Below are 25,595 nucleotides of genomic sequence, written 5' to 3' on the forward strand. Positions count from 1 at the left end.
CTAGCCTTCCCGCTAAAGAAGACAGGGAGAGGCTGTGTGAGGATTTTGGCGGCGTTGCTGGCGGGGAGCGCGATCGCGCTGGTCGGCGGAACGGTCCGGGCGCAGACCCCGGAGGAGGCGGAGACGGCGCGCCAGCCGATCATCGTCACCGCGCCGGGCGGCGCTGTCGACATCGACGATGCGCTCACCCTGACCGCCGCCGACATCAGCCGCACCGGCAGCCCCGATTTTCTCGGTGCGCTGACCCGCAATTTCGCCGGCGTCACGCTTCAGGATGCGCAGAACAACCCCTGGCAACCCAATCTCGTCTATCGCGGCTTCACCGCCTCGCCGCTTCAGGGGCAGGCGCAGGGCATCGCCGTCTATCTGGATGGCGCGCGCTTCAACCAGCCCTTTGGCGACACGGTGCAATTCGACCTGCTGCCCGAAGCGGCGATCCGCAGTGTCAACCTGCTCGACAAGAGCGCCGTCTACGGTCTCAACGCCCTGGGCGGCGCGCTGACGCTGGAAACGAAGACCGGCGCAAGCGATCCGGGGCTGGAGGCCAGCCTGTCGCATGGCCGCTTCGGCATGACGGAGGCCAGCATCGCCGGCGGCACATCATGGGGCGACTGGAGCGCCTTCGGCGCGTTCCAATATACGCGCGACGATGGGTGGCGTGCGCATTCGCCCTCCACCCTCTATAATGGCTATGCCGATGTCGGCTTCGATACCGCGACCGGCGGCCTGCATCTGAAGGTCGTGGGCGCGAACACCGACCTCACCGGCAACGGCGTGTCGCCGGTGGAATTGCTGGTGGCGGATCGGCGCGCCGTCTTCACCTGGCCGGATAACAGCCGCAGCCGCTATGGCCGGGTCAGCCTGCACCCCTGGGTCGCCCTGTCGGGCACCACCCGGCTGGAAGGCACGCTTTATGCCCAGAAACTGACCCTGCGCACCGTCAATGGCGACGCTGCCGATATCGAGGGCTGCGAGGAGGAAGAGGAGGGAGGCTATGTCTGCCTCGAAACCGTCGGCAGCGATGCCGAGGAACAGGCCGTCCTGACCGACGCCAATGGCAACCCCATTGCCGACACGCTGGGCGGGGAGGGCTATGGCGTCCTCAATCGCGGGCGCACGGCCACGCGGGCGATGGGCGCGCTGGTGCAGCTGATCGACAAGCGCACGCTGGGCGCGGGCGAGAATGTCTTCGCGCTTGGCTTCAGCTACGATACCAGCCGCACCCGCTTCGGCACCTCGACCGAACTGGGTGCGCTGACCGACGACCGCAGCGTCGACGGTCTGGGATCGATCATCGTGCAGGACGATAACGCTATCGCGCCGGTAGGCCTGATCGCCCATACCGATTATTGGGGCGTCTTCGCGCAGGACCGCCTGCCCATCACCTCGCGCCTGTCTGCCGAAATCGCGCTGCGCTACAACAATGCCCGCATCGTCATGCAGGACCAGATCGGCACGGCGCTCAACGGACGCCACCGGTTCGAGCGGCTGAACCCCGGCATCGAATTCGACTATGCCCTGTCGGACGGCCTCAGCCTGCGCGCGGGCTATGCGGAAAGCAACCGCGTGCCGACCCCGGCCGAATTGTCCTGCGCGGACGAAAATGCGCCATGCAGCCTCACCAACTTCTTCGTCGCCGATCCGCCCTTGAAGCAGGTGGTGGCCAAAAGCTGGGAAGCAGGGGCGAAGGGCCATGCACAGGCCGGCGGTTTCGCCATCGACTGGCTGCTGTCCGCCTATCGCACCGACAATCGCAACGACATCCAATATGTCGCGTCGGAGATTCGCGGTCGCGCCTATTTCCGCAATATCGGGATGACCCGGCGGCAGGGCGTGGAAGCAACGCTGCGCGCCAGCCGGGGCGGTTTGAGTGCGGGCCTCAGCTATGCCTTCACCGATGCGACCTATCGCGCGCCGCTGACCCTCTCCAGCCCCGCCAATCCGGCGGCGGATGAAGACGGACTGATCGCGGTGGAACGGGGCGACCATCTGCCCGGCATCCCCCGGCACAGCGCCACCCTTAGCCTCGATTATGCCGGAAAGGGCTGGTCGGTGGGCGGCGACGTCATTGGCCGGTCTGGCCAATATCTGGTCGGCGACGAAGGCAATGACCAAGCCAGGCTGGGCGGCTATGCTGTCGTCAACCTGCGCGCCAGCGTCGACCTGATCAAAGGCGTCAGCCTGTTCGGCACGCTCAGCAACGCCTTCAATCGCCGCTACGCGACCTTCGGCACCTTCAGCGAAGTGGACGAGATCGAGCTGGAAGAAGCCCCCGGCGCCTCCAATCCGCGCGCCTATGGGCCGGGTGCGCCGCGCCGCTGGCAAGTGGGCGTGAAGGCGCTATTCTGACGGGCAGACCAGAGGAGAGAGACTATGACCGCCTATTTCGTCGCCGTCCGCAACAGCATTTCCGACCCGGAGACGTTCGCGACCTATGGCGAGCTTGCCGGGAAATCCATGGCCGGCCACGCGATCACCCCGCTGGCCTTTTATGGCAAGACGCGGGCGACCGACGGCCCGGCGACGGAAAGCGCGGTCATCGTCGCCTTCCCGACCTTCGAGGAAGCCGAAGCCTGGTATGACAGTCCCGCCTATCAGGAAGCGCTGGGCTATCGGCTGAAGAGCGGCGACTATCAGACCTTCATCATTCAGGGCGTAGACTGAAGCCTTAGTCCGGTATGTCCACGCGCGGCAGCAGCGCGGCTTCCAGCGCCGGATAGAGATGGGAAACGCTGCGCTGCACTTCATAGCGGGCGGCGGCCATGGTCGCGAAACGGTCGGGGATGGCGACCTCGCCCGCCTCGACCATGTCCAGCCCGTCGCGCACCGCCTGCGTCAGCGTGGCTTCCAGCCAGTCGATCCAGTCCCGCGTCTGGGCGATCGCCGCCGTGCCGCCCGGATCGAAGGGGCCATGACCCGGCACCACGCCCTTGTGCGGCAGCGCCTTGAGCCGGTCCAGGCTGGCGCGCCACTGCGCCAGATCGGCGGTCGGCGTACTGGGCGCCCGATCGTGAAAGACCAGATCGCCCCCCAGCAGCAGGCCGGTCTGCGGATCGAGCAGGGCAAGGTCCGCGCTGCTATGGCCAGACAGGGCCAGCAATGTCAGCCTGCGCCCGCCAAAATCCTCTTCCGCCTGCGATATGCTCCGTCCCGGCAGCATCAGGTCGGTGCCGCGCATCCAGTCGCCCAGCAGCCGGTACATGCCATCGGCATAGCCCTGTCCCTCCGCCCGCAGCGCCTCGATCGTGCCGGGCAGCGCGGCGACGATGGCCGGATCGAACGCCGCCAGCCCCATGCCATGGTCGGGATGCAGATGGCTGACATAGACCCGCACCACCGGCTTGCCGGTCAGTTGCTCGGCCTGTTGCCGCAGCGCGCGGGCATAACGGACCGACGGACCGCAATCCCACAACACGGTCCCGGCCGGCGTGGCGATGATCGCGATATTGGCGATGGCGCCGCCATTGCCTGCCTCGATCGGCTCGTCGGCCCCGCGCACCAGCCACAGGCCATCGCCGATCGCTTGCGGTGTGATGGCATAGTCGGCCGCGCGCACTGGCGCAGCGATCAGCGTCGCCATCCCGCCGATCAGGGTTCGCCGCGACAGGATCATCGGCCGCCCGGCATGGGCGACTGGCGCGCGACGGAGAGCGCCGCCTTATAGTCGCGGCCATTGGTGTCGCGGGCCGCAATCGTCAGCGCGTCGCCCGGCTTGCCGTCGACCATCAGCGTAATGGCCGGGTCTTCGGCGACCGCTGCCCATATCCCCATCTCGCCCAGCGTCCGGCCGCCCGCATCCTTCACCGCCAGGGCCTCCAGATGATAGGTGGCGATATTGTCGACGAAGCCGGTGTCCATCGGATGCCGGAAATTCAGGCGCAGCCGGCTGACCCCGTCCGCCATCGGCCAGGCCTCGCCCCGTATCTCGCCCAGATGGTCGGCCCAGTCGCCCTTGACCCGGCTGACCGGCGGCGCGGAACAGCCGCCGCCCGCCGCATCCACCCAGCCGCCCGACACCAGCCACGCGCCGTTCGCCAGTTGCACCGCGCCGCGCACCGGCGTCCGCTGGTCCAGCTTGATCCGGGTCGCGACATAGGCGGCGGCATGGGTCGGGCGATAGTCGATCGCGATCGGTATGGGGTTGAGGTCTGCCAGCAGCATGATGCGGGTGACGCCGGGGATGGCGCGGGCATCGATCGCGACCGGGAAGGATCGCTGATTCTCCGCGATCATGGGAAAGTCCACCTTCACGCGCGGATCGAAACGGACCGGATCGTCGCCGAACAGCGTGCGCGCATGCACCTGCCACATGGGCGATTCCAACGGGTCTGCCACTACCCGATCAGGCGCTGTCGCCCTGGCACCGGTCGCGACCCATGCCAGGGCGATCGCGACCCAAAGGCTTGTCTGCCTTTGCACTGTCCTTCTCCCTTGAGCCGGGGTCTATTCTCCTTGGCCGTCGCTTACCATTGGTCCTTGGTCGTATCGGGAGAGAGACATGCGTGCCGCCTTGATTATAGCCTTGCTAGCCACCTCACCCGCGCTGGCGCAGGATGCCCTGTTCGATGCGGACGGCTATCGCATCGCCCATTATCGCGCGCCGGTGCATCAGCCGCCGCCGGGTGTCGGGCGGATCGCGCCACAGGCGGCGGCCCAGTTGCGGCCGGGGCATGACGCCCTGTTCATCGACGTGCTCCCGGCCGAGGGTGGACATAGGGAAGCGGACGGTCGCTGGCGGCTCGCCACCCCGCATGACTCGATCCCCGGCGCCCACTGGTTCCCGGAGGCCGGACGGGGCGATCTGGCGCCGGGCATCGGCGACGGGTTCGCCCGGGGCATCGCCAAGTTGATGCGGGTACGGCGCGACCGCATGCTGATTCTCTTCTGCAAGGCGGATTGCTGGATGGGCTGGAATGCGGCCCGTCGGCTGCGCGCGGCGGGCTATCGCAATGTCTGGTGGCTGGCCGAGGGTGTGGACGGCTGGACCGACCTGAAACGGCCGCTTTCCCGCGCGCAGCCCGATGGCGGGGTCGCCCCATAGGACCAAAGGTCAATTGTGCGCGCAGCCCCTGTGGCCGCACTCTCCCCTTAATCCGGCCGAGAAAGCCGTTCGATTCCATGGAGAGTGATTTGACTGACCTGCGCATTCCGGCCTGCTTGCTGACCGCTGCGGCCCTCGCCGTTTCGCTGCCCGCTTGCGCCAAGGACATCATCGTCCACATGAAGAATCAGGGTGCAGATGGCGCCATGGTGTTCGAGCCCGGCTATGTGAAGGCCGCACCGGGCGACACGATCCGTTTCCAGCCGTCGGACGCCAGCCACAATGCCGAAACCATGGCCAATATGCTGCCCGCCGGCGCCACGCCGATGAAGGGCGCGATGAACAAGGAAGCGGTGCTGACCGTCAGCAAGCCCGGCCTCTACGGCATCAAGTGCATGCCCCATTATTCGATGGGCATGGTCGCGCTGGTGCAGGTGGGCAAGGTGACGCCGGCCGACATCGCCGCCGCCAGGGCGGTGAAGCTGCCGCCCTTCGCCGCCAAGCGCATGACCGCCGCCCTCGCCAAGGTGAAGTGAGCGCCCAGCCCCTTTCATTCACAAGGCCCAAATCATTCAGACGCATATCATTCGGGAGTAGAAGCATGTTGCAGCAGGTGATGGAGCGTTTCGCGGGGAAGACGCTGATCCGCGACCAATATGACAATTATATCGGCGGCCAATGGGTCGCGCCGGTGCAGGGCGATTATTTCGACAATATCTCGCCCGTCACCGGTCAGGTGGTCGGCCGGATCGCACGCGGCACCGCCGCCGATATCGAACTGGCGCTGGACGCCGCACACAAGGCGAAGGATAGCTGGGGCAAGACCTCCTCGACCGAGCGGTCGAACATCCTGCTGAAGATCGCCGACCGGATGGAGGCCAATCTGGACCTCATCGCGATGGCCGAGACGATCGACAATGGCAAGCCGATCCGCGAGACGACCCATGCCGACGTCCCCCTCGCCATCGACCATTTCCGCTATTTCGCGGGTTGCGTCCGCGCGCAGGAAGGATCGATCAGCGAGATCGATCATGACACGATCGCCTATCATTTCCACGAACCGCTGGGCGTGGTCGGTCAGATCATCCCGTGGAACTTCCCGATCCTGATGGCGGTGTGGAAGCTGGCGCCGGCGCTGGCGGCGGGCAACTGCATCGTGCTGAAGCCCGCCGAGCAGACGCCGATGTCGATCCTGGTGCTGCTCGAAGTCATCGGCGACCTGCTGCCGCCCGGCGTGCTGAACGTCGTCAACGGCTTCGGCGTGGAGGCGGGCAAGCCGCTCGCGTCCAACAAGCGGATCAGCAAGATCGCCTTCACCGGTGAAACCACCACCGGCCGCCTTATCATGCAGTACGCTTCGGAAAATCTGATCCCGGTCACGCTGGAGCTGGGCGGCAAGTCGCCGAACATCTTCTTCGAAGATGTGATGGATGCGGACGATGAGTATTTCGACAAATGCCTGGAAGGCTTTGCGATGTTCGCGCTCAATCAGGGCGAAGTCTGCACCTGCCCCAGCCGCGCGCTGATCCAGGAATCCATCTACGAAAAGTTCATCGAACGCGCCATCGCGCGGGTGAAGGCGATCAAGCAGGGCAGCCCGCTCGACCCGTCAACCATGATCGGTGCGCAGGCCTCGAACGACCAGCTGGAAAAGATCCTCTCCTACATCGAGATCGGCCTTAACGAGGGCGCCGAATTGCTGACCGGCGGCGAACGCGCGTCGCTCGATGGCGAACTGGCCGACGGCTATTATGTGACCCCCACCGTACTGAAGGGCCACAACAAGATGCGCATCTTCCAGGAAGAGATTTTCGGCCCCGTATTGGCCGTCACCACCTTCAAGGACGAAGCCGAAGCGCTCGCCATCGCCAATGACACGCTCTATGGCCTCGGCGCCGGCGTATGGACCCGCGACGGAACCCGCGCCTATCGCATGGGCCGTGGCATTCAGGCCGGGCGCGTATGGACCAACTGCTATCACGCTTATCCCGCCCATGCGGCGTTCGGCGGCTACAAGCAGTCGGGTATCGGCCGCGAAAATCACAAGATGATGCTGGACCATTATCAGCAGACCAAGAATCTGCTGGTCAGCTACAGCCCGAAGGCGTTGGGCTTCTTCTGACGGCAAGGGCATTTCTCGTCGAAGGCGCTTCCCTCTCCAACTGCCTTCGACGGCGGCGGGCATCATTTTCCCCGATGCCCGCCGCATCGTTTTTTGGGGAAAGGGAAGAGGATGCACATGGCTGAACTTCCACCACGGATATTGGCGACGCCCGCTGCGCAAGCGCTGATGCATCGGCTGGCGCAAAGCCATGGGCCGCTGATGTTCCACCAGTCGGGCGGCTGTTGCGACGGCTCAGCGCCCATGTGCTTTCCGCGCGGCGAATTCAGGGTCGGCGCACAGGACGTGCTGCTGGGCCATGTCGCGGGCGATATCCCGGTATGGATCGGCGCGGCGCAGTTCGAATATTGGCGTCATACCCAGGTGACGATCGACGTCGTGCCGGGGCGCGGTGCGGGCATGTCGCTGGAAAGCCCGGAAGGCGTGCGCTTCATCGCCCGCTCGCGCATCTTCACCGATGACGAAAATGCCCTGCTGGAGGCGGCCGGCGAGCCAGTGCGTGGGGATGCCGCAACGGGATAGCGGCACCATTTCCAAGGATGACAACCAGCCGCAAGGCGGTGCATAATCCTGAAAAATCGGGGAAGGCTGCGGGAGAGGGACATGACCATGCTAGCGTCGGAGATCGGCTTTGCGTCGAGCCACTCGCCGGACCCGGCGGTGGCGATGGCCGATGTCGCGCGCCAATTGGGGGATGCCCCGCTGGCCGGCATGCTGCTCTTCTGCTCGCACCGGTTCGATCGTGATGCGCTGGCCCGCGCGGTCAATCGTCATAGCGAAAATATCGTCGCCATCGGCTGCACCAGCTCGGGGGAACTGACCGAGGCGGGCTATGACGAAGACAGCCTGAGCGTCATCGGCTTTCCGGCGGATGGCTTCCACCTCGTCTCCCATATTTTCGACGATATCGACGCTTTCGATCCCGTCGCCGCGCGGGAGGATATTCGCGCGCTGGCGGCGATCGCCGATCGGGACAGCCGGCATCTGGGCGCCCAGGTCAATCATGTCGCCCTGTTCCTGGTCGATGGCCTGTCGCACCGGGAAGAATTGCTGACCATGACGATGCAGGATGCGCTGGGCGACATATCGCTGATCGGCGGATCGTCGGGCGATGGCCTGGCCTTCCGCGAAACCGCGATCTTTCAGGGCGGGCGCTTTCACCGCCGCGCGGCCGTCATCGCGATCCTGTCGACCGCGCGCCCGATCCATGTGTTCAAGGCGCAGCATTATCGCCCCGGCGCGGCCAAGATGGTCGTGACCGGCGCCATTCCGCAGGACCGGATCGTGACGGAGATCAATGCCGAACCGGCGGCGCAGGAATATCTGCGGCTGGCGGGCCATGCCGGGGAGGAACTGGGCCTCGCCTTCTACGCCGCGCATCCGCCGATGGTCCGCGCAGGCGGCGACTATCATGTGCGTTCGATCCAGAGCGCCAATGCGGACGGCAGCCTGACCTTCTATTGCGCGATCGACGAAGGCATCGTGCTGACCGTGGGCGAACCGATCGACCGCATCGCGGGCATGGAGGCGATGTTCACCGATATCGCAAGCCATGTGGGGCAGGTCGACCGGATCATCGCCTTCGATTGCGTGCTCAACCGCATCGACGCCGAACAGCGCCAGATCGGCCGTGCCGTGTCCGAACTCTATGGCCGCCACCGGGTGATCGGCTTCAACACCTATGGCGAGCAATATCATGCCCTGCACGTCAACCAGACCTTCAGCGGGCTGGCGATCGGGCGATGACGGACCTCGCGCTCTCTCCGGTCGAAAGCGACTACGAACTGGACAGCCTGCGCGAGGAGGTGCGCAAGCTGCGCAAGATCAACGCCGCCCTGATCGACCGGGTCGAACGGTCGAGCGACATGGCCGGCAATGCTTTCTCGATGTTCGAAACCGCGATCACGCTGGAAGCGATGGTGCGCGACCGGACCATCGAACTGGAGGACGCGCTGGGCCGCCTCGCCAAGGCCAATGCCGATCTGGCGGAGGCGCATGGCAAGGCGGAGGCGGCGCAGGGGCGGCTGCGCGATGCGATCGATTCGATCAACGAAGGCTTCGTGCTGTTCGATGCGGAGGATCGGCTGGTCCTGTTCAACGACGCCTATCTCGGTTTCTGGCCGGAAATCGCCGATCAGGTCTGCGAAGGCCTGTCGTTCGAAGCGGTCGCCCGGCTGGCGGCCGCTCATCGCCAGCCATTGGAATCGGTGGTGGCGCCCGATCGCTGGGTGTCCGATCGGCTCGCGCGCCACAGCGTGGCTGATGGCGGCCATGTGCAGGCGCTGGCCGACGGACGCTGGATTCAGATCAACGAACTGCGCACCAGCGAAGGCGGCATCGTCGGCATCTATACCGACATTACCGAGGTGAAGGCGGAGGATGCCCGCGACCGCGCGCTGGAACTGGGCGAGCGCAATCTGGTGCTCCAGGCGACGCTCGACAATCTGTCCGAAGGCGTCTGCCTGTTCGACGCCCATGGCCGCGTCGCCGCCTGGAACGAGGCTTTGCAGCATCTGCTTGGCCTGCCCGATGACTGGGCGCAGGAAAGCGGCACCCATGCTGCGCTGGTGACGCTGTGCCGCGATCGGCTGGGGATGGCGGATCAGGGTTGCCTCGACTGGCGTGGCCATGGGCAGCGTAGCGATTCCGTCCATGCGCTGGTCCATGCCGACGACCGCAGCTATGAATTGCGCAGCACCGCGCTGGAACGGGGCGGGCAGGTGATCGGCTTTACCGACGTCACCGACATGCTGCGCGCGCAGGAATCCTTGCAGGAAACGGCCGAAAATCTTGAGCGCCGCGTTGCCGACCGCACCGCCGAACTGCGCGCGGAAGTGGCGGAACGGCGCGAAATCGAAGGGCAGTTGCGCGACGCCAAGACGGCGGCGGAAAAGGCGAACCTGTCCAAGACCAGCTTTCTGGCGGCGGCCAGCCATGACCTGTTGCAACCTCTCAACGCCGCGCGCCTGTTCGTCGCGGCGCTGGGGGATCGCCGTCTGGCGCTGCCGACCCGCGCGCTGGTGAACCAGACTTCCACCGCGCTCGATTCGGTCGAGGATCTGCTGGAAGCGCTGCTGGAGATCAGCCGCCTGGATGCCGGGGCGATCCAGCCGGAACTGGGCGACTTCCGGCTCGACAGCCTGCTCGCGACGTTGCGGGTCGAATTTGCGCCCGTGGCCCGCGCGGGCGGGCTGGCGCTGCATATCGCCAGCGAACCGCTCTGGGTGCGGTCCGATATCCGGCTGGTCCGCCGTATCCTGCAAAATTTCCTGTCCAACGCGCTGCGCTATACGCAGCAGGGGGCCGTGTCGGTCGAATGCCGGGCCGGGGCGGATGGCATCAAGGTCAGCGTGATCGACAGCGGCCCCGGCATCGCGCCCGACAAGCAGGCGCTCGTCTTCGAGGAGTTTCGGCGGCTCGACACCCGGACCAGCGGCAAGGGGCTGGGCCTTGCGATCGTCAAGCGGGCGAGCGACATGCTGGGCCACCGGGTCACGCTGGAATCGGCGCCGGGCAAGGGATCGACCTTTTCGATCGCACTGCCGACGGGTGAGCCGGTCGCCGAAGCCGGCAGCGGACCGGACATGCCCGGTCGCGACCGGAGCATGCGCGGCCTCAATGTGCTGGTGATCGACAATGAGCGCGCAATCCAGACCGGCATGCGCACCCTGCTGGGCGGATGGGGCTGCACCATGCTGACGGCAGGCGGCTTTGCCGAGGCGACCGGCCTCTTCGCTCAGGGCGCTGCGCCCGACATCATCCTGATCGACTATCATTTGAACGACGGCGAGACAGGCGAGGCGACACTGGCGCAGTTGCGCGCGCATTTCGACGCGACGGTGCCGGCGGTGATGATTTCGGCCGATCGCGGCAAGGAGTTGAAGGCGCGGCTGGATGCGCAGGGCACGCCGCTGCTCAACAAGCCGGTCAAGCCCGCGCAGCTCCGCGCCCTGTTGCGGACCATGCTGAAATAACATCGCCTTGGCCATGCCCCGTAGCAGCGCTAGGGTCACACGGCAAAAGGGGGCGGCACAGACATGGAATCGATGCAATTGTTCGAACTGGTGATCGCCATGTTGCTGGCGATCATCCTGCTGCATTTTGCTGCGCACAAACTGGGCCTGCCGCCCGCCGTCGCGCTGCTGGCCGGGGGTGGTCTGTTCGCCTTCCTGCCCGGCCTGCCGGTGATCTCGCTCGATCCAGAACTGGTGCTGGTCATCTTCCTGCCGCCGCTGCTGATGGATGGCGCTTGGTTCATCGCGCTGCGCCATCTGCATCGGCATATGCTGGGCATCATCGCGCTGGCCGTCGGCGCGGTGGTCTTCACGACGGCGGTGATCGCGGTGGTGGCGCATATGCTGGTGCCCTCGCTCCCCTGGGCGGCCTGCGCCGCGCTGGGCGCGATCGTCGCGCCGCCAGATGCCGTGTCGGCCCGCGCCGTGCTCCAGAATGTGCGCCTGCCCCGGCGGCTGTCGATCCTGCTGGAGGGCGAAAGCCTGTTCAACGACGCCAGCGGCCTTGTCCTCTTCCGTTTCGCCGTGGCGGCGGGCGTGACCGGCGCGTTCAGCATGGTCGATGCGCTGGAAAGCTTCGCCCTGCTGGCGATCGGCGGCGCGCTGGTCGGCGCGGCGGTGGGTGCTGCCTGGGTGCTGCTGGCGCCCCGGCTGAACGACAAATATCTGATGATCGCCTCGTCCCTGCTGGCGCCCTGGGCTTCCTATCTGCTGGCGGAAAGCGGGCATCTGTCGGGCGTGATCGCGACCGTCACCACCGGCCTTATCTGCGGCTGGTATCAGCATGTCGTCTTTTCGGCCGAGGTCCGGATGAACGGCACGGCCTTCTGGGCGGTGATGATCTTCCTGATGGAGGCGTTCGTCTTCCTGCTGATCGGATCGTCGCTGCGCGGCGTGATCGACCGGGTCGGCGGTTTCGATGTGGTGCTGGCGGAAATGACCGGGCCGGTGCTGGCGATCCTGATCGCGCTGACGGCGGCGCGCTTCCTGTGGGTGTTCGGGTCGGACGGCGTCATCCGCCTGATCCGCGCCATGGGCGTGCGCCGCTATACGCCGATCGGTGCCCGCGCGGCCACGGTGCTGGGCTGGGCCGGGATGCGCGGCGTGGTGACGCTGGCGGTGGCGCTCAGCGTGCCCGAGGGCTTTCCCGGCCGCGACTTCATTCTGGTGACGGCCTTTGCCGTGATCATCGGCACGGTGCTGATTCAGGGGACGACGCTGGGCGCGGTGATCCGGCTGGTGCGGCTGGAGGAACCGGAATCCGACCGGCCCCGCATGACGATGAGCGAGGCGGAGGCCGCCATGGCGCAGGCCCAACTCCGCGTGGTGGAGGTGCATGCCTATGATGGGGAAGGCGCCCTCCAGCATCCGCGCCTGCTGGATCGCTATACCCGCCATGCCAGCATATCGAGCGCCTATGCCGGGCAGGAGGAGGAACATGCCGAAACGCTCCATGCCCATTTCGACCTGATTCTCAAGGCCGTGGCGGCGGGCCGGGTCGAACTGCTGCGCCTCCACCGTAATGGCGACATTGACGAGGAGACGTTGCAGGAACTGGAGCGCGACCTCGACCTGGAGGAACTCAGCGCCCTGTCGGCCAAGGCCTGAGAGTCTGTTTGGAAATGCGCGGAAGAGCGCATTTCAAGAACTGCGCCAGAGGCGCGTACCCAAAGCGCAAAGGCCGCATGCTCCGGCAGGAGCATGCGGCCTTCTCCACCCCCAGAAGGGTTATTCAAATCAGAAAGCGGCGGTGATCGAACCCACGACGCCGGCCTTGCTGACATTGTGACCGGCGCTCGTGTAGAGCGACTTGTCGGTGTCGACATAGGATATGCCGAAGGTCAGATGACCCCAGGTGTAGGTCGCGCCGAGATTCCAGTCGGTATATTCCTTGCCGATCGTCAGATAGCTGGGGCCGAAGCTGTGGCCCAGATGCGCCGACACGCCCAGCGGGGTGTTGGGGATCGAGGCCGACAGGTCGCCCGCGACGTACAGATTGTCTTCCTTGCCATTGCCCACGGTCAGCGCCTTCGCCTTGGGGGCATAGTTGACGGTCAGCTTGGCGGTGGCGGGGCCGAACGTGCCCTTGACCGATGCATAGGGCTCGACGAAGTCGGTGTTCGCGCCCGCATTGCCCGGATAGTAATAATAGAGGACGCCGACGTCGATCGTGGCTGCGCCGACGGTGGTGGTGTAGCCGCCGATCAGGTCGAGTTCCTGATCCGATCCATTGGCGACATATTCGTCGATCGAGCTGCCCCAGGTCGAGACGTAGAAGCCCGAGCTGTGGCTGACGGTGATGCCGCCCTGCAACGCGATCTTCTTGTTCGTCTGCGAGATGCCACGGAAGCGATAATCGGAGACGACCGCGGCATTGCCGGTAACGGTCAGCTCGGGCGCCGGTTCGTCCTGCGCCATGGCGGGCGCGGTGAAGGCTGCAAGAGCGCCGAAGAGGATTGGGGCCGAGAGGCCGATGATGGACTTACGCATGGGGATTCCCCTTGATGATGGTTCTGCGATCGTCCCGCCTGCGTTCAGGCGCCTTCCTCTATGCTCCCCCGCTCGGGATGGGTCGGCTGCCTCAACGCGTTTGGAAATGCCCTTCTGCATTGCGCTGCACAAGATTTTATTGCCATTTGGTATCTTTTGCTGCCGTAATGTTGCTGGACTGCAACAAAATCAGGCGCGCCGCATCAGTCGTCCTCGACTAAAGTCGACCGGACGTTAGGGATTTACGGGGAATCCTGATTATGGCTGGTCTGTTTCCGGCGCGCGGTGGATGACGCGCTGCGGATAGGGAATGGTGACGCCATGGTCGCGGAACAATTGCCACACGCGGCCCAGCACGTCCGACTTCACATTGCCCACGCCGCCTTCGGGATCGCTGATCCACACCAATATATCATGTTCGACGCGGCTTTCGCCAAAGGCGGTCAGCCAGACATTGGGTTTGGGATTGGCCAGCACGCGCGGGCTTTCCTGCGCGGCCTGCAACATCAGCTTCTGCGCAAGCGGCAGGTCGCTGTCGAAGGCGATGCCGACGGGGATGCGGACGCGGACGTTGCGGTCGGAATAGGACCAGTTCTCCACCTCCTGCGTCATCAGATTCTCGTTGGGAATCAGATGTTCCTTGCCGTCGCGGGTCAGCACGCTGACGGCGCGCACGCCGATCTTGTTCACCCAGCCGAAACTGTCGCCCACCACGATCACGTCGCCCGGCTTGATCGACCGGTCCATCAGCAGGATGATGCCGGCGATCAGATTGCCGAAGGTCTTTTGCAGGCCGAAACCGATGGCCAGACCCAGTGCGCCGGAAAAGACGGCAAAGGCGGTCAGGTCGATCGACAGCAGGTCGACGCCGATGAAGAAGGCGGCGACGACCACGGTGATCGCAGCCAGCTTCTGCGCCAGCAATTTCTGCGTCGGGTCGAATCCGCTGGCCTTCTGGATCGACCGGCCGATCACCTGATTGGCAAGGCGGACGGCGGCGAACAGGGCGACGCAGGTGGCGGCGATCGACAACAGGCCCAGCAGGGTGATGCGCCGCTTGCCCAGCGTCACGCCGACCCGGTCCAGCATCTCGCCCACCGGCGCGATGCCGCCGCCGCTGCCCGACACGATCAGGATGAACAGGATCAGCGCCAGCGGCACCACCGCCCAGCGCGGTATGGCCAGCCCGCGCAGCAGGTGGATCGCGAACAGGGCAACGGCGCTGCCCAGCACGATGCCCATCACCAGATGCCCCAGCGACCCTTCCGGAAAGAAGATGAGGCCCAACAGCAGCAATCCGGCGGCCAGCCCATGGCGGGTGCTGGCCCGGACATGGCCCGCCAGCGCATCGCCCAGCGGCGGCAGGCGACGGCGCAGGCGCGGTGCGACCAGCCGGGCAAGGCCCCAGGCCGTGGCATAGAGGAAGATGGCCAGCACCAGCGCCACCAGCGGCTGGATCAGGTCCGGGTCGCCGGGCAGCCGGGCGATCAGATCGGTCAGGCCCGGCGTCACCGCCTCAGCCCGCGTCGCGGATCGCGCGGAAGCGAGCAAGCCCCGCGTCGAGGTCCGCGATCAGATCGGCCGGGTCTTCCAGCCCGATATGCAGGCGCACCGCCGGCCTTTCCGCCGCCCAGCTCGTGGCGCTGCGATAGCGGGCCGGATCGACCGGCAGGGCCAGGCTTTCAAAGCCGCCCCAGCTATAGCCGATGCCGAAATGGGCGAGGCCATCGATCAGGGCGGCCCGCGCTTTCTCATCGCCTCCCTTCAGGATGAAGCTGAACAGGCCGGTGGAGCCGCTGAAATCCCGCTGCCACAGCGCATGGCCGGGGCAGTCCGGCAGCGCGGGGTGCAGCACGCGGGCGACGTCCGGCTGTGCCTTCAGCCAGTGCGCTATGGCAACCGCGCTGTCCTGATGCTGTTTCAGCCGCACGCCCAGCGTGCGCAGGCCCCGCGCCGCCAGCCACGCATCGTCGGGGCTGACCATCTGCCCGAACAGATAGGCGGTCTGCCGCAGCTTGCCGAACCATTCCGCATTGGCTGTCGCGCTGCCCATCATCACGTCCGAATGGCCGACGATATATTTGGTGCAGGCCAGCAGAGATATATCCACGCCATGCGCCATCGCCGGGAAATAGAGCGGCGTCGCCCATGTATTGTCGAGCAGGGTGACGATCCCGTTCGCCTTGGCCCAGCGGGTGATCGCGGGGATATCCTGCACCTCGAAGGTCAGGCTGCCGGGGCTTTCGAGGAAGATCGCGCGGATCGGCCCGCTTGCCAGATGCGCGTCGAGCGCGACGACATCGGTCGGATCATAATAGATCGTCTCGATGCCTTGCGGCCGCAGCATCTGCTCGCAGAAATTGCGGGTCGGGTCATAGGCGCTGTCGACCATCAGCAGCCGGTCGCCGGGTTTCAGCACAGCCATCAGCGCGCAGGCGATCGCCGCGACACCCGACGGATAGAGCATCGTCCCTTCCGCGCCCGGCTCCATTTCGGTGAGCGCATCCGCAAGGGACCAGGCGGTCGGCGTGCCCTTGCGGCCATAGAAGAGGCGCTCATGCGTGCTGCTGCCCGCCGCCTTCCGCAGATGGGCGACATCATCATAGAGGATGGTCGATGCGCGCCACACCGGCGGGCTGACGATAGCGCCGGGTTGGCCGGGCATGCCCGTCCATTCCGGCCTGCGCCCGGCCTGCGCCAGCTTGGTCAGCGGCTTGCGATCATTGGGAATGCTCATGCTGCGCCCGTCGCCTTGGGTGTCGCCGGGTCGAAACCCCATTCGGCCCAGCTTCCGTCATAAATGCTGACGTCGTTTGCGCCGAGTGTCTCAAGGCCCGCCAGCAGGATCGCGGCGGTCACGCCGCTGCCGCAGGTGGTGATGACCGGCCGGCTGAGGTCGATGCCCGCGCTTTCATACAAAGCGCGCAGTTCCTCCGGCGACTTCATGCTGTTGTCGGCGGCGAACAGAGCCGAATAGGGCAGGTTGCGCGATCCGGGGATATGGCCCGAAGCCATGCCGGGGCGCGGCTCCGCTTCGGTGCCGGTGAAGCGGCCTGCGCCGCGCGCGTCCAGCATCTGGCTCTCGCCACTGGCCAGATTGGCCAGCATGTCCGCCTTGCTGCGCACCTGCGCGCGGTCGATCCGGGCGGTCGCAGTGCCGGGGGCGGGCGTCGCCGCGCCGCTTGCCGTCGCGCGGCCTTCCGCCAGCCATTTGGGCAGTCCCCCGTCCAGAATCGCGGCGGACGCGCCCACGCCATAGAGGCGCATCATCCACCATGCGCGCGCGGCGCTGCGGATCGGGCTGTTGTCATACAGGATGATGCGGCTGTCGGCATCGATGCCCAGCGCCTGCACCCGCTGGGTCATGGCATCGTCGGTTGGCAGGCTGTGCGGCGCGGGATCGTTCGGATCGGCCAAGGTGTCGAGATCGAGGAAGGCCGCACCGGGAATAAGGCCAGCCTCGAATTCCGCGCGCGCGTCCCGCGGCGTGCCGGGCAGGAACAAGGTTGCGTCCACTATGCGCAGACGGGTATCGCCCAGTGCGCTGGCGAGGGCATCGGTGGAAATGAAAATGCTCATGCAGACCTCTTAGGGCCTGCCCGCCCTCGATTAAAGCGCGACTTGGCCCCGCGACCTATTCGCGGCACCAAATCGAAAGGCGGGATTTACCGCGGCTCCACCACTGGCGCAGGATCACCGGCATAGGGCATGACCAGCCGCCCGTCCGGCGCTGCGGTGAAGGTCGTCTGCGAAGGATAGGCGAATTCGATCCCCTCGGCATTGAACGCCTTCCAGATGGCCAGACCCATGCGGTGGCGCGACTGGAAATAGTCGTGCGTGTCCGGGTCCGGCACGTCGAAGCTCAGCTCATAATCCAGCGAACTGGCGCCAAAGCGCACCATCCCGGCATGCACGAACAGGAAGCCTTCCGCCTCGACGATCTTCTGGAGGATAGCGGGAATCGCCTCCGCCTTGTCCTCCGGCGTATGATAGACGATGCCGATGGCGAAGGTGACGCGCCGCTGGATCAGCGTCTGAAGGCTGGTGATTTCCTTCTGGAGCAGATTGGCGTTGGACATCACCTTCTTCTCGCCGCTCATAGCGCGCAGCCGCGTGCTCTTGAGGCCGATCCGCTCCACCCGCGCGGTGGTCTGGTCATAGGTGATGATCTCGCCCCGGCGGAACGGCTTGTCGAAGATGATCGACAGCGCCGCAAACAGGTCGGAAAATATGCCCTGCGCCGCCAGACCGATGGCGATGCCGCCAATGCCAAGGCCCGCGACCAGACCGGTGACATTGACGCCCAGATTATCCAGCACCACGATCGCCGCGATGGCGAACAGCGCGAAGCTGACCAGCACGCGAATGAGGCCCATGGCGTTGGCCAGCGTCTCGCCCCCGCCATCCTCGGCCAGCGTCTTGCGCTCGATCAGGCCCAGGATGATTTCCCGTGCCCAGATGGCGGCCTGCAACACGGTTGCGATGGTGAACAGGAAGCCGACGGTCTTGGCCAGCGAAACCGGCGCATCGGCATAGCCCACGACCAGCCGGGCGGCGATCATCACCATGAAGAATTGCGTGGTCCGCGCGGCGGCGCGGCCCAGCACATTGGTATAGCCCAGCGGATCGCCGCGATCGCCCTTATGCCGCTTGCCAAATTCCCGCAGGGTGGCAAGCGCAAGGTAGATCAGCGTGCCCGCACCCACCGCGATCAGGATCTGCAAATAGTGAAGCTGGAACCAGTGCACGGTGCTATGCCACATTTCGGCAAGGTTGGGCGGGGTCACGTCGATGTCGGGAAGGGCGGGGTCTTTCTTGCTGGCCATGCCTGTCCTGTCTGGAATTTAGGGTGCGCTTCAGGCCGCCGCTGCAAGCGGGGCGCAATCGGCTATGGAATCGAGGAAGGCGATCAGGCCGCGTTCCGTGCGGGATAGATAGCGGGTTCGGCGCGGCAGGCGAAGCCCCGCGCGCCATTCATCCTGTCCCTCGCGGCAAAGCGCGATCAGGGCGGGGTGGATGTAGCTTTTGCGGCTGATCGCGGGCGTGTTGCCCAGCGCCTGCGCCACCGGATCGATCATCTGTTTCAGGCTGACATGTTGAGCCGCCAGCGTTTCGAAGGCGATGGCCGAAGCCCCCCATGTGCGGAAATGCTTGGCGGTGAAGGGCGCGCCCATGGCCTGCGCGATATAGGCGTTGATGTCGCTGGAACAGACGGGCCGCGCCTCGCCATCCTCATCCAGATATTGGAACAGATGCTGGCCCGGCAGATCCTGCACCTGCCGCACGAAGCGCAACAGGCGGCTGTCGGTCACGGTCAGTTGCTGCTGCTTGCCCGATTTGGCGCGGTAGCGCAGCGTCAGCGACTTGCCGTTCAGGTCATAATGGCGGCGGCGCAGCGTGGTCGCGCCGAAACTCTTGTTGGTGGTGGCATAATGTTCGTTGCCCACCCGCAGCTTGGCCAGATCGAGCAGGCGGATGACCGCCGCGATGGTGCGGTCCTTGCGCAGGCCGCGCCGGGACAGGTCGATTTCCAGTTGCTCGCGCAATTTCGGCAGGGCGCGGCCGAAATCGGGGCAGCCGGCATATTTCTCCGCCTCCCGCGCGGCGCGGAAATCGGGATGATAGCGATATTGTTTGCGGCCCCGGTCGTCATAGCCGATCGCCTGAATATGGCCGTAGGGCGACGGGCAGAACCAGCAGTCGCGATAGGCGGGCGGCAGGGCGATGGCATTCAGCCGGGCAATCTCGTCGCGATCGGTGATTCGCCTGCCATCGGCATCGCGATAGGCCCAGCCGCGTTTCAGCGCGCGCCGCGTGATTCCGGGGATCGTATCGTCCGCATGGACGATGGAGTTTTGCGCCATATTGTCCTTCTCATGGCGCAAAACCCCTGATGTATCGCTTCGTTCCTATCGAACCCGGATCGGCGGCGTGCCCAGCCGCCAGGGCAGGGGGCGGCGGCGCAGCACCGACAGATGCGCCAGCACCCATGTCGCGCAGACGGTGATGATCGGCGCGGCAAAGGGCAGGGCGCCGGGCAATAGCAAGGTCAGCGTCGCCGCCGCCCCGCCGCCCAGGGCCAATGCCAGCGCGCGCGGCTCCCCATCGGGACCACGCAGCCACACCATGCAGGCGGTGACGCCGATCAGGAAGCAGATGATCGGATGCGCCGGATTGCGCGCCATCATGCCGATCGCGACCAGCAACAGGATCAGCGCGCCCGTGCTCCAGCGCAGGCCGCGCTGGCCCAGCAGCAAGGTGCAGAGCGGATAGGCGACCAGTTCGCAGACGATCGCCGCCAGTGCTATGGTCTGCGCCAGCGCCATGTCCCCCGCGATCAGGGCGACCACGGCGGCCGCGCCCCAGCGCAGCAAACGCGTGGGCGCCATCAGGATATGGCTGATCCAGTCCTTCGCCTCGCCGCGCAGGGCAAAGCGCCGGTCGGCTAGCCGCAACTGAAATCCGCCCACCAGCAACAGCGCGTCCACGCCCCATGGCAACAGGCCGGGCGCAACCAGCGGAGAGGCGAGCAGCAGGCCCAGTATCAGCCCATGCGCCAGCCCCAGCGCACGCAGTTCGCCGTTCATGCCGGCAAGCCGCGCTGTGCGGCGAGCGCCGCGCCCAGTTGCGCGCGCGCCGCATCCTTGCGCTTGCGCGTCAGATAGGTGTCCAGCCCGATTTGCAGGGCCAGCATCATGAAGATGAAGGGTTGATAAGCGATACCCACGAACAGCGACCCGATCATGTATATTATATGTCCTTGTTGCAGCGCTATCGCGAGCGGTGCGATCCACGCCTCATCCGGCCCGTCGCGCTTGCGATAGGTGCGACGGATCGATTCGGTGCGGATGAAGCAGATAAGGTGGATCAGCGCCCAGATAGCGAAACCGAAATAGCCCTGTTCGCCCAGCAGCTCGAAATAGGCGCTGTGATAGGCGCGCCCCTTGTCGGTGACGAGCCGGCGCTCGACCCGGCTGCCATCGGCGTCGCTGATCGTGCTCTGGGCGAAATAGGTGAAACTGTTCTGGAGATAATTGTCGAAGCCGCCGCCACCCGGATGCGTCTTCACATAGTCGAGCGTCCACATCCACACCGCGACCCGGGTGGAGGCGCTTTCGTCGCCCTGATGATTTTCGATCGTCCCCATGCGCTGGGTGAAGCTGGCCGGCAGGAAGGGGATGGCGGCCAGCGCGGCCAGCGCCATCAGCGGGCCATAGACGAACTTCTTCTTCGACCGCAGCAGCATCATGCCCGCCAGGATGACCAGGCAGACCAGACCGGTGCGCGCTTCCGTGCCGACCGGCATCAACATACAGGCCAGGCACAGGCAGTAACAGAAGAGCTTCACCTTCCAGTCGCGCGGGAAGATGGTGCCATGGGTACAGACCCACAGGATCAGCGGGATCAGCGCGATGGCGACGCAACTGATGATGCTGCCTTCATACAGGCCGCTATTATTCTCCACCATCAGGTTCAGCACGCCATAGCCGCCGCCCGACAGCGCGGTCTTCAGCCCGCCATTGATGATGATGGTGCTGGCGCACAGGATCATGAACACGATCAGCGCCTCGATTCGCAACCGGGTGCGCAGCACCAGCGGCAGGAAGACGCCCGCGATGATCGCCTTCCAAACCCAGTTCCACTTGGTCATCGCCTCGACCGGGAAATCGGCGGTCAGCGTGGTGTATCCGCACCAGGCGACCAGCAGCAGCATCAGCCCCTGTCGGGCGGAGAATCGGCAATCCTTCTTGTCGTCGACCAGCAGCCAGGCGCCCACCATCGCGGCAAAGGCGATGAAGGAAATGGGGATGCTGTTCAGCAGCACATAGGACAGGCGCTGGGGCGATACGATGTCGATATAGGCATAGACCGCGACCAGCAGGAACGGCCGGCGGAACCCCATCAGGAAGAAGAGGCCGAGGAAGGCGACGAAGAAAAGGTCACGCATCGGCGCGCGACTCCGGCGAATCGGGGGCGCCCGGCCCCTGCGGATCGGGATCGCGGTCCAGGTCGGCGCGCGGCAGCAACCGCCACGCAGCCAGCAGGATTGCGCCATGGCTGACCAGCAGGGATAAGGCATCGATCATTGGGCGTCGATCATCGCAAAGGGCAGGGTCAGGGTGCGCACGGCCTTTCTCCTAGCGAGACAGAGTTGACGGGCCGTTAAACCTTTTGAGTCACACAAGGCAGGCTATGACTCATATTCTCCATGTGCTGGACCACAGTCTCCCGATGCACAGCGGCTATACGTTCCGCACCCGGGCGATCCTGCGTGCGCAGATCGCCAACGGGTGGCAGGTCCGCGGCATCACCGGCCGCCGCCACAGCGCGGCGGGTCCGTTGCAGGAGGAGGTCGACGGCCTCACTTTCCATCGCACGCCCGGCGAACCGGCCACCGGCAATGCGGTGCTGCGCGAATGGCGCGACATTGCGGCCCATGCCGATGCGATCGATGCGCTGGTGCGGCAATGGCGGCCGGACGTGATCCACGCCCATTCGCCGGTGCTCAACGCCATCGCCGCGCAGCGCGTGGCCAAGCGGCACGGCATCCCGATGATCTACGAAATCCGCGCTTTCTGGGAGGATGCGGCGGTCGGCAACGGCACCGGGACCGAAGGCAGCCCGCGCTACTGGCTGACCCGGCAGCTCGAAACCCATGCCGTGCGCAATGCTGACGCCGTGGCAGTCATCTGCGAAGGGCTGCGCGGCGATCTGGTCGCGCGCGGCATCGACGCGAACAAGATCATCGTGTCGCCCAATGGCGTCGACATGGACCAGTTCGGAACGCCGGTGCCGCGCGATCCGGCCCTGACCGCGAAGCTGGGGCTGGAGGGCGCCGATGTCGTCGGCTTCATCGGCAGCTTCTATGATTATGAGGGGCTGGACGATCTGATCACCGCCATGCCGCGACTCGTGCGCGCGCGTCCCAAGGCCAAGCTGCTGCTGGTCGGCGGCGGGCCGATGGAACAGGCGCTGCGGGATCAGGCGCTCGCCTCCCCCTTCACCGACCATATCGTCTTCGTCGGCCGCGTGCCGCACGATCAGGTCGAACATTATTATGCGCAGGTCGATATACTGGCCTATCCGCGCAAGGCGATGCGCCTCACCGATCTCGTCACCCCGCTCAAGCCGCTGGAGGCGATGGCGCAGGGCAGGCTGGTCGCCGCGTCCAGCGTGGGCGGCCATCGCGAACTGATCGAGGATGGCGTGACCGGCACCCTGTTCGCGCCGGATGACCCCGCCGCCATCGCCGAATCGATCGCGGGCCTGTTCGCCGATCGGGCCGGATGGGATGCGCGCCGCGCCGTGGCGCGCGCCTTCGTCGAGCGCGATCGTAACTGGTCGTCAAACATTTTGCGTTACGAACCCGTTTACCAGCAGTTGCTGGCGCGCTCGATCCGAACGCGGGCAGCCGCCTGAACAGGATGTGGAAACACAGGTGGCGACAGGCGTTCGGAACGGGAGAGGTAAGGCCATGGTGGCGCTGGGCGGAATCGCCGTCGCGCTGCTGACGTTGCTGATGCCGGTGGGCCTGATCGAAACGATCGTGGCATCCAGCGGCTTTAGTGAGGCTTTTCCGGCCGCCGCCCCGCCTTTGGGGACGAATGCGCGGCTGGTGGTGGCAGGTTTTGCCGGCCTGATGGCGGCGGGCCTGATCGGAATGACCCGCCGGACGCCGGAAGACGCGGCGGATGAAGAAGTTGGGAAGGGACGCGCCCCTCGCGTCCAGGGAGCAAAGACTATGGGTTTCGCCTTCTCAAAGCTGACAGCATTGGCGCGGGGCCGCGCTATGCCAGATGCCGGTGTCGACATGCCGTCGTTGCGCCGGGCCGATGCCCATCCCGATGCCCCGCCCCGCCCGCCCATCTTCGCCAGCCGCGATTTTGACGGCGTCGAAATTTTTGCCCGCCCCGAATCGGCGCGCCGCCCTCTGGTGGTGAACCGCGAACCGGAAGCCGAATCGCCGCTCCCGTCCGCGACCTTCGCACGGCCGGAGGCGCCGCTTCCCGAGGTTGAGGCCCCGGCGCCGCAGCCCGCCTTCCTGCGTCCGGTTCAGACCTATGTCGAACCCGAACGGGCCGTCGAACCCAAACAGGTCTTCGCGGCCCCGGTCGAGGATAGTTTTGAGCCTGATTTCGAGGATGTCATCGCACCGGCTCCGCAACCGGTCGAGCCCAAGCTGGCGCCGCTGCCGCTGCGCCAGCCGACGCAGGGCCTGTCCGTCGCGCAACTGACCGACCGGCTGGAGCGCGGCCTCGCCCTGCGCACCCGCGCCACCGTGCCGTCGGTCGAATCGACTGGCGTCCTTGCGGATATGGCCGTGCCGTCGGCCGTGCCCGTGCGCGGTGCCGTGGAACAGGATACGGACGAAGCCTTGCGCGCAGCGCTCGGCGCGCTGCGCAACCTGGCCGGTCGTCGCTGATCAATCTGTTTGGAAAATGCGCGGAAGAGCGCATTTTCGATACCGCACCGGCCCACACCTCCACCCGACCGCCCAACAGGATACCATGGCTGGACAGTCGGGTGGGGATGTGGGCCGGTGCAGATGCGCCAGAGGTGCACGTCCAAACAAACGCTTACCAATCCTCGATCGTCAGCGCGGACAGTTCCAGCCAGACGCTGTCCGTCTCGACCAGCCCGTCGTCGACGCTGATATCGGCGACGAAATGGCCCGATAGCGTCCATTCCGCCGACTCGATGCCCGTGACGAAATCATCGACCCTGGCCGCATAGTCGATCCCCGCAAATCGCAGCCGGATGACATGGCGGCGTCCTTCGAACAGGGCGCTGGCCCATGGTCGGCTGTTCGCCCGTTCGATTGTCGCCGGCATGCCTGCCCGCGCCAGCAACTGGTCCAGAAACTGGGGCAGGGGATCGCCCCTGCGGTCGGCGATCGCTTTATGTCGGACCAGATTGCTCGACCCGAATCCATGATGCGCCCTTGTCATCGGCCGATGCTCCTGCGATAGTTGTTCATGAAATGTTCCACACGCCTTTTCACGCGATCGCCCGGTTCGCGGCCCATCCGCAGGTCGAAGACCAGCCGTGGATCGCGCACGCATTCGCGGCCGAATCGCGTGGGCGGCATCTGAAATTCGTGCAGGAATCGTTCGATAGTGCGCAACAGCATCTGCCTTCGTCTCCCTCGACTGAGCGACTCGCCCGGCGCGAGTCAGTAGGTAAATTCCTATCTCTCCGCCAATTTCCTACTTGTCTAGGAAAAATCCTATCAATAGGAATGCTGTATGGATGAATCGCAAAACGCCCGCATCGCGCTGGACCGGCTGATTGCCGATCGCGGGGAAAATTATGCCGATCTGTCGCGGCTGATCGGACGCAACCCGGCCTATATTCAGCAGTTCATCAAGCGCGGCACACCGCGTAAGCTGGATGAGGAGGATCGCCGTATCCTGGCCCGCTATTTCGGTGTCGCGGAACAGATGCTGGGCGGCGGCGCGACGGACAGGGTGGCGCCTGCGCCGGTCCGCGGGCTCCCTGCCGTGGTCGCGGTGCCCCGGCTGGCGCTGGGCGCGTCGGCGGGCGGCGGCACGCTGGACGATGATGAACGGGCGTCGGGCGCGATGGCCTTCGATGCGCGCTGGCTGCGGCATCTGGGCGTCCGGCCCCAGCGCGTCTCGATCATCCGGGTCGATGGCGAATCGATGGCGCCGACGCTCAATGATGGCGACGACATCATGGTCGATCATGATGATGATGCAGATCGGCTGCGCGACGGCGTTTATGTGCTGCGTCTGGACGCGGTCCTGATGGTCAAGCGGATCGCCATGGGGCCGTTGCGTGGCCGGTTCAGCGTGGTGAGCGACAATCCACATTATCCCGACTGGGCCGATATCGATCCCGCGCTGGTGGATATTGTCGGCCGGGTCGTCTGGACCGGACGACGCTTGCACTGAAATGCCGGATGGCA

At 65.6% G+C, this 25,595-nt stretch carries 25 protein-coding genes; 12 read left to right on the forward strand and 13 right to left on the reverse strand.

The genetic code is table 11. The features are described from left to right. Positions 1-36: 36 nt before the first annotated feature. Positions 37-2,349 carry a TonB-dependent receptor gene (locus BMX92_RS07380; RefSeq protein WP_177184957.1) on the forward strand — a complete coding sequence of 771 codons (2,313 nt, stop codon included), beginning with the start codon at positions 37-39 and terminating at the stop codon, positions 2,347-2,349. Positions 2,350-2,373: 24 nt separating this feature from the next. Then, positions 2,374-2,664, forward strand: coding sequence for a DUF1330 domain-containing protein (locus tag BMX92_RS07385; RefSeq protein ID WP_093014268.1), 291 nt, complete (start codon positions 2,374-2,376; stop codon positions 2,662-2,664). Positions 2,665-2,668: 4 nt separating this feature from the next. On the opposite strand, the gene BMX92_RS07390 is transcribed toward BMX92_RS07385, so the two are convergent. Further along, positions 2,669-3,613, reverse strand: coding sequence for a quinoprotein relay system zinc metallohydrolase 1 (locus tag BMX92_RS07390; protein ID WP_093014271.1), 945 nt, complete (start codon positions 3,611-3,613; stop codon positions 2,669-2,671). Further along, the gene (locus BMX92_RS07395; protein WP_371262291.1) at positions 3,610-4,419 is read right to left on the reverse strand and encodes a quinoprotein dehydrogenase-associated SoxYZ-like carrier; all 810 of its coding nucleotides are present in this window, start codon (positions 4,417-4,419) and stop codon (positions 3,610-3,612) included. The genes BMX92_RS07390 and BMX92_RS07395 overlap by 4 nt, the downstream gene beginning before the upstream one ends. 79 nt (positions 4,420-4,498) lie before the next feature. Between BMX92_RS07395 and BMX92_RS07400 the strand changes: the two genes are divergently transcribed. From BMX92_RS07400 to BMX92_RS07430, 7 genes are all read left to right on the forward strand, one after another. Continuing rightward, a complete protein-coding gene (locus BMX92_RS07400) occupies positions 4,499-5,041 on the forward strand; it encodes a rhodanese-like domain-containing protein (RefSeq protein WP_093014277.1) in 543 nt (180 codons plus the stop codon). A 77-nt stretch (positions 5,042-5,118) separates the two neighbouring features. Further along, entirely contained in the window at positions 5,119-5,577 is a 459-nt protein-coding gene (locus BMX92_RS07405) for a pseudoazurin (protein ID WP_177184958.1), read from the forward strand. A 65-nt stretch (positions 5,578-5,642) separates the two neighbouring features. Then, complete coding sequence (gene adh / locus BMX92_RS07410; RefSeq protein ID WP_093014280.1) at positions 5,643-7,163, forward strand: aldehyde dehydrogenase; 1,521 nt, start codon at positions 5,643-5,645, stop codon at positions 7,161-7,163. 117 nt (positions 7,164-7,280) lie between these two features. Continuing rightward, complete coding sequence (locus BMX92_RS07415; RefSeq protein ID WP_093014283.1) at positions 7,281-7,685, forward strand: DUF779 domain-containing protein; 405 nt, start codon at positions 7,281-7,283, stop codon at positions 7,683-7,685. Between the two features lie 81 nt (positions 7,686-7,766). Then, positions 7,767-8,909 carry an FIST N-terminal domain-containing protein gene (locus BMX92_RS07420; protein ID WP_093014286.1) on the forward strand — a complete coding sequence of 381 codons (1,143 nt, stop codon included), beginning with the start codon at positions 7,767-7,769 and terminating at the stop codon, positions 8,907-8,909. Further along, entirely contained in the window at positions 8,906-11,137 is a 2,232-nt protein-coding gene (locus BMX92_RS07425) for a hybrid sensor histidine kinase/response regulator (RefSeq protein ID WP_093014289.1), read from the forward strand. The genes BMX92_RS07420 and BMX92_RS07425 overlap by 4 nt, the downstream gene beginning before the upstream one ends. Positions 11,138-11,200: 63 nt before the next feature. Continuing rightward, positions 11,201-12,784: a Na+/H+ antiporter gene (locus tag BMX92_RS07430; protein ID WP_093014292.1), complete on the forward strand. Its 1,584-nt coding sequence runs from the start codon at positions 11,201-11,203 to the stop codon at positions 12,782-12,784. 129 nt (positions 12,785-12,913) lie between these two features. Here BMX92_RS07430 and BMX92_RS07435 read toward each other — a convergent pair whose 3' ends face one another. The 9 genes from BMX92_RS07435 to BMX92_RS27295 all read right to left on the reverse strand — a co-directional run bounded on the left by BMX92_RS07435 (position 12,914) and on the right by BMX92_RS27295 (position 21,753). After that, positions 12,914-13,666, reverse strand: coding sequence for a TorF family putative porin (locus BMX92_RS07435; protein ID WP_093014294.1), 753 nt, complete (start codon positions 13,664-13,666; stop codon positions 12,914-12,916). Positions 13,667-13,924: 258 nt separating this feature from the next. Then, the gene (locus tag BMX92_RS07440) at positions 13,925-15,178 is read right to left on the reverse strand and encodes a mechanosensitive ion channel family protein (protein ID WP_093014836.1); all 1,254 of its coding nucleotides are present in this window, start codon (positions 15,176-15,178) and stop codon (positions 13,925-13,927) included. Between the two features lie 4 nt (positions 15,179-15,182). Next, entirely contained in the window at positions 15,183-16,403 is a 1,221-nt protein-coding gene (metC, locus tag BMX92_RS07445; RefSeq protein WP_093014839.1) for a cystathionine beta-lyase, read from the reverse strand. Continuing rightward, positions 16,400-17,245 carry a sulfurtransferase gene (locus BMX92_RS07450; protein ID WP_093014297.1) on the reverse strand — a complete coding sequence of 282 codons (846 nt, stop codon included), beginning with the start codon at positions 17,243-17,245 and terminating at the stop codon, positions 16,400-16,402. The genes metC and BMX92_RS07450 overlap by 4 nt, the downstream gene beginning before the upstream one ends. 86 nt (positions 17,246-17,331) lie before the next feature. After that, positions 17,332-18,492, reverse strand: coding sequence for a mechanosensitive ion channel family protein (locus tag BMX92_RS07455; RefSeq protein ID WP_093014300.1), 1,161 nt, complete (start codon positions 18,490-18,492; stop codon positions 17,332-17,334). Positions 18,493-18,522: 30 nt separating this feature from the next. After that, the gene (locus tag BMX92_RS07460; RefSeq protein ID WP_093014842.1) at positions 18,523-19,530 is read right to left on the reverse strand and encodes a DNA topoisomerase IB; all 1,008 of its coding nucleotides are present in this window, start codon (positions 19,528-19,530) and stop codon (positions 18,523-18,525) included. A gap of 45 nt (positions 19,531-19,575) precedes the next feature. Continuing rightward, positions 19,576-20,253, reverse strand: coding sequence for a hypothetical protein (locus tag BMX92_RS07465; protein ID WP_093014303.1), 678 nt, complete (start codon positions 20,251-20,253; stop codon positions 19,576-19,578). Beyond that, the gene (locus BMX92_RS07470; protein ID WP_093014306.1) at positions 20,250-21,614 is read right to left on the reverse strand and encodes a putative O-glycosylation ligase, exosortase A system-associated; all 1,365 of its coding nucleotides are present in this window, start codon (positions 21,612-21,614) and stop codon (positions 20,250-20,252) included. The genes BMX92_RS07465 and BMX92_RS07470 overlap by 4 nt, the downstream gene beginning before the upstream one ends. Further along, positions 21,607-21,753 carry a hypothetical protein gene (locus BMX92_RS27295; protein WP_177184959.1) on the reverse strand — a complete coding sequence of 49 codons (147 nt, stop codon included), beginning with the start codon at positions 21,751-21,753 and terminating at the stop codon, positions 21,607-21,609. Before BMX92_RS27295 ends, BMX92_RS07470 begins: the two co-directional genes overlap by 8 nt. A 106-nt stretch (positions 21,754-21,859) precedes the next feature. Between BMX92_RS27295 and BMX92_RS07475 the strand changes: the two genes are divergently transcribed. Further along, positions 21,860-23,086: a TIGR04063 family PEP-CTERM/XrtA system glycosyltransferase gene (locus tag BMX92_RS07475; protein ID WP_093014309.1), complete on the forward strand. Its 1,227-nt coding sequence runs from the start codon at positions 21,860-21,862 to the stop codon at positions 23,084-23,086. 19 nt (positions 23,087-23,105) lie between these two features. Beyond that, positions 23,106-24,089 (forward strand): hypothetical protein, encoded by a 984-nt coding sequence (locus BMX92_RS07480; protein ID WP_371262292.1) that lies wholly within the window; start codon positions 23,106-23,108, stop codon positions 24,087-24,089. A gap of 154 nt (positions 24,090-24,243) precedes the next feature. Here BMX92_RS07480 and BMX92_RS07485 read toward each other — a convergent pair whose 3' ends face one another. Both BMX92_RS07485 and BMX92_RS07490 read right to left on the reverse strand, forming a co-directional pair. After that, complete coding sequence (locus BMX92_RS07485; RefSeq protein WP_093014312.1) at positions 24,244-24,615, reverse strand: hypothetical protein; 372 nt, start codon at positions 24,613-24,615, stop codon at positions 24,244-24,246. After that, the gene (locus tag BMX92_RS07490; protein WP_093014315.1) at positions 24,612-24,797 is read right to left on the reverse strand and encodes a hypothetical protein; all 186 of its coding nucleotides are present in this window, start codon (positions 24,795-24,797) and stop codon (positions 24,612-24,614) included. Before BMX92_RS07490 ends, BMX92_RS07485 begins: the two co-directional genes overlap by 4 nt. 115 nt (positions 24,798-24,912) lie before the next feature. Here BMX92_RS07490 and BMX92_RS07495 point away from each other — a divergent pair, with 115 nt between their 5' ends. After that, the gene (locus BMX92_RS07495; RefSeq protein ID WP_093014318.1) at positions 24,913-25,581 is read left to right on the forward strand and encodes a S24 family peptidase; all 669 of its coding nucleotides are present in this window, start codon (positions 24,913-24,915) and stop codon (positions 25,579-25,581) included. The last annotated feature ends 14 nt before the right edge of the window (positions 25,582-25,595 follow it).

Origin of the sequence: Sphingobium sp. YR768 (assembly GCF_900111125.1) — a bacterium.
Lineage (GTDB): Bacteria > Pseudomonadota > Alphaproteobacteria > Sphingomonadales > Sphingomonadaceae > Sphingobium.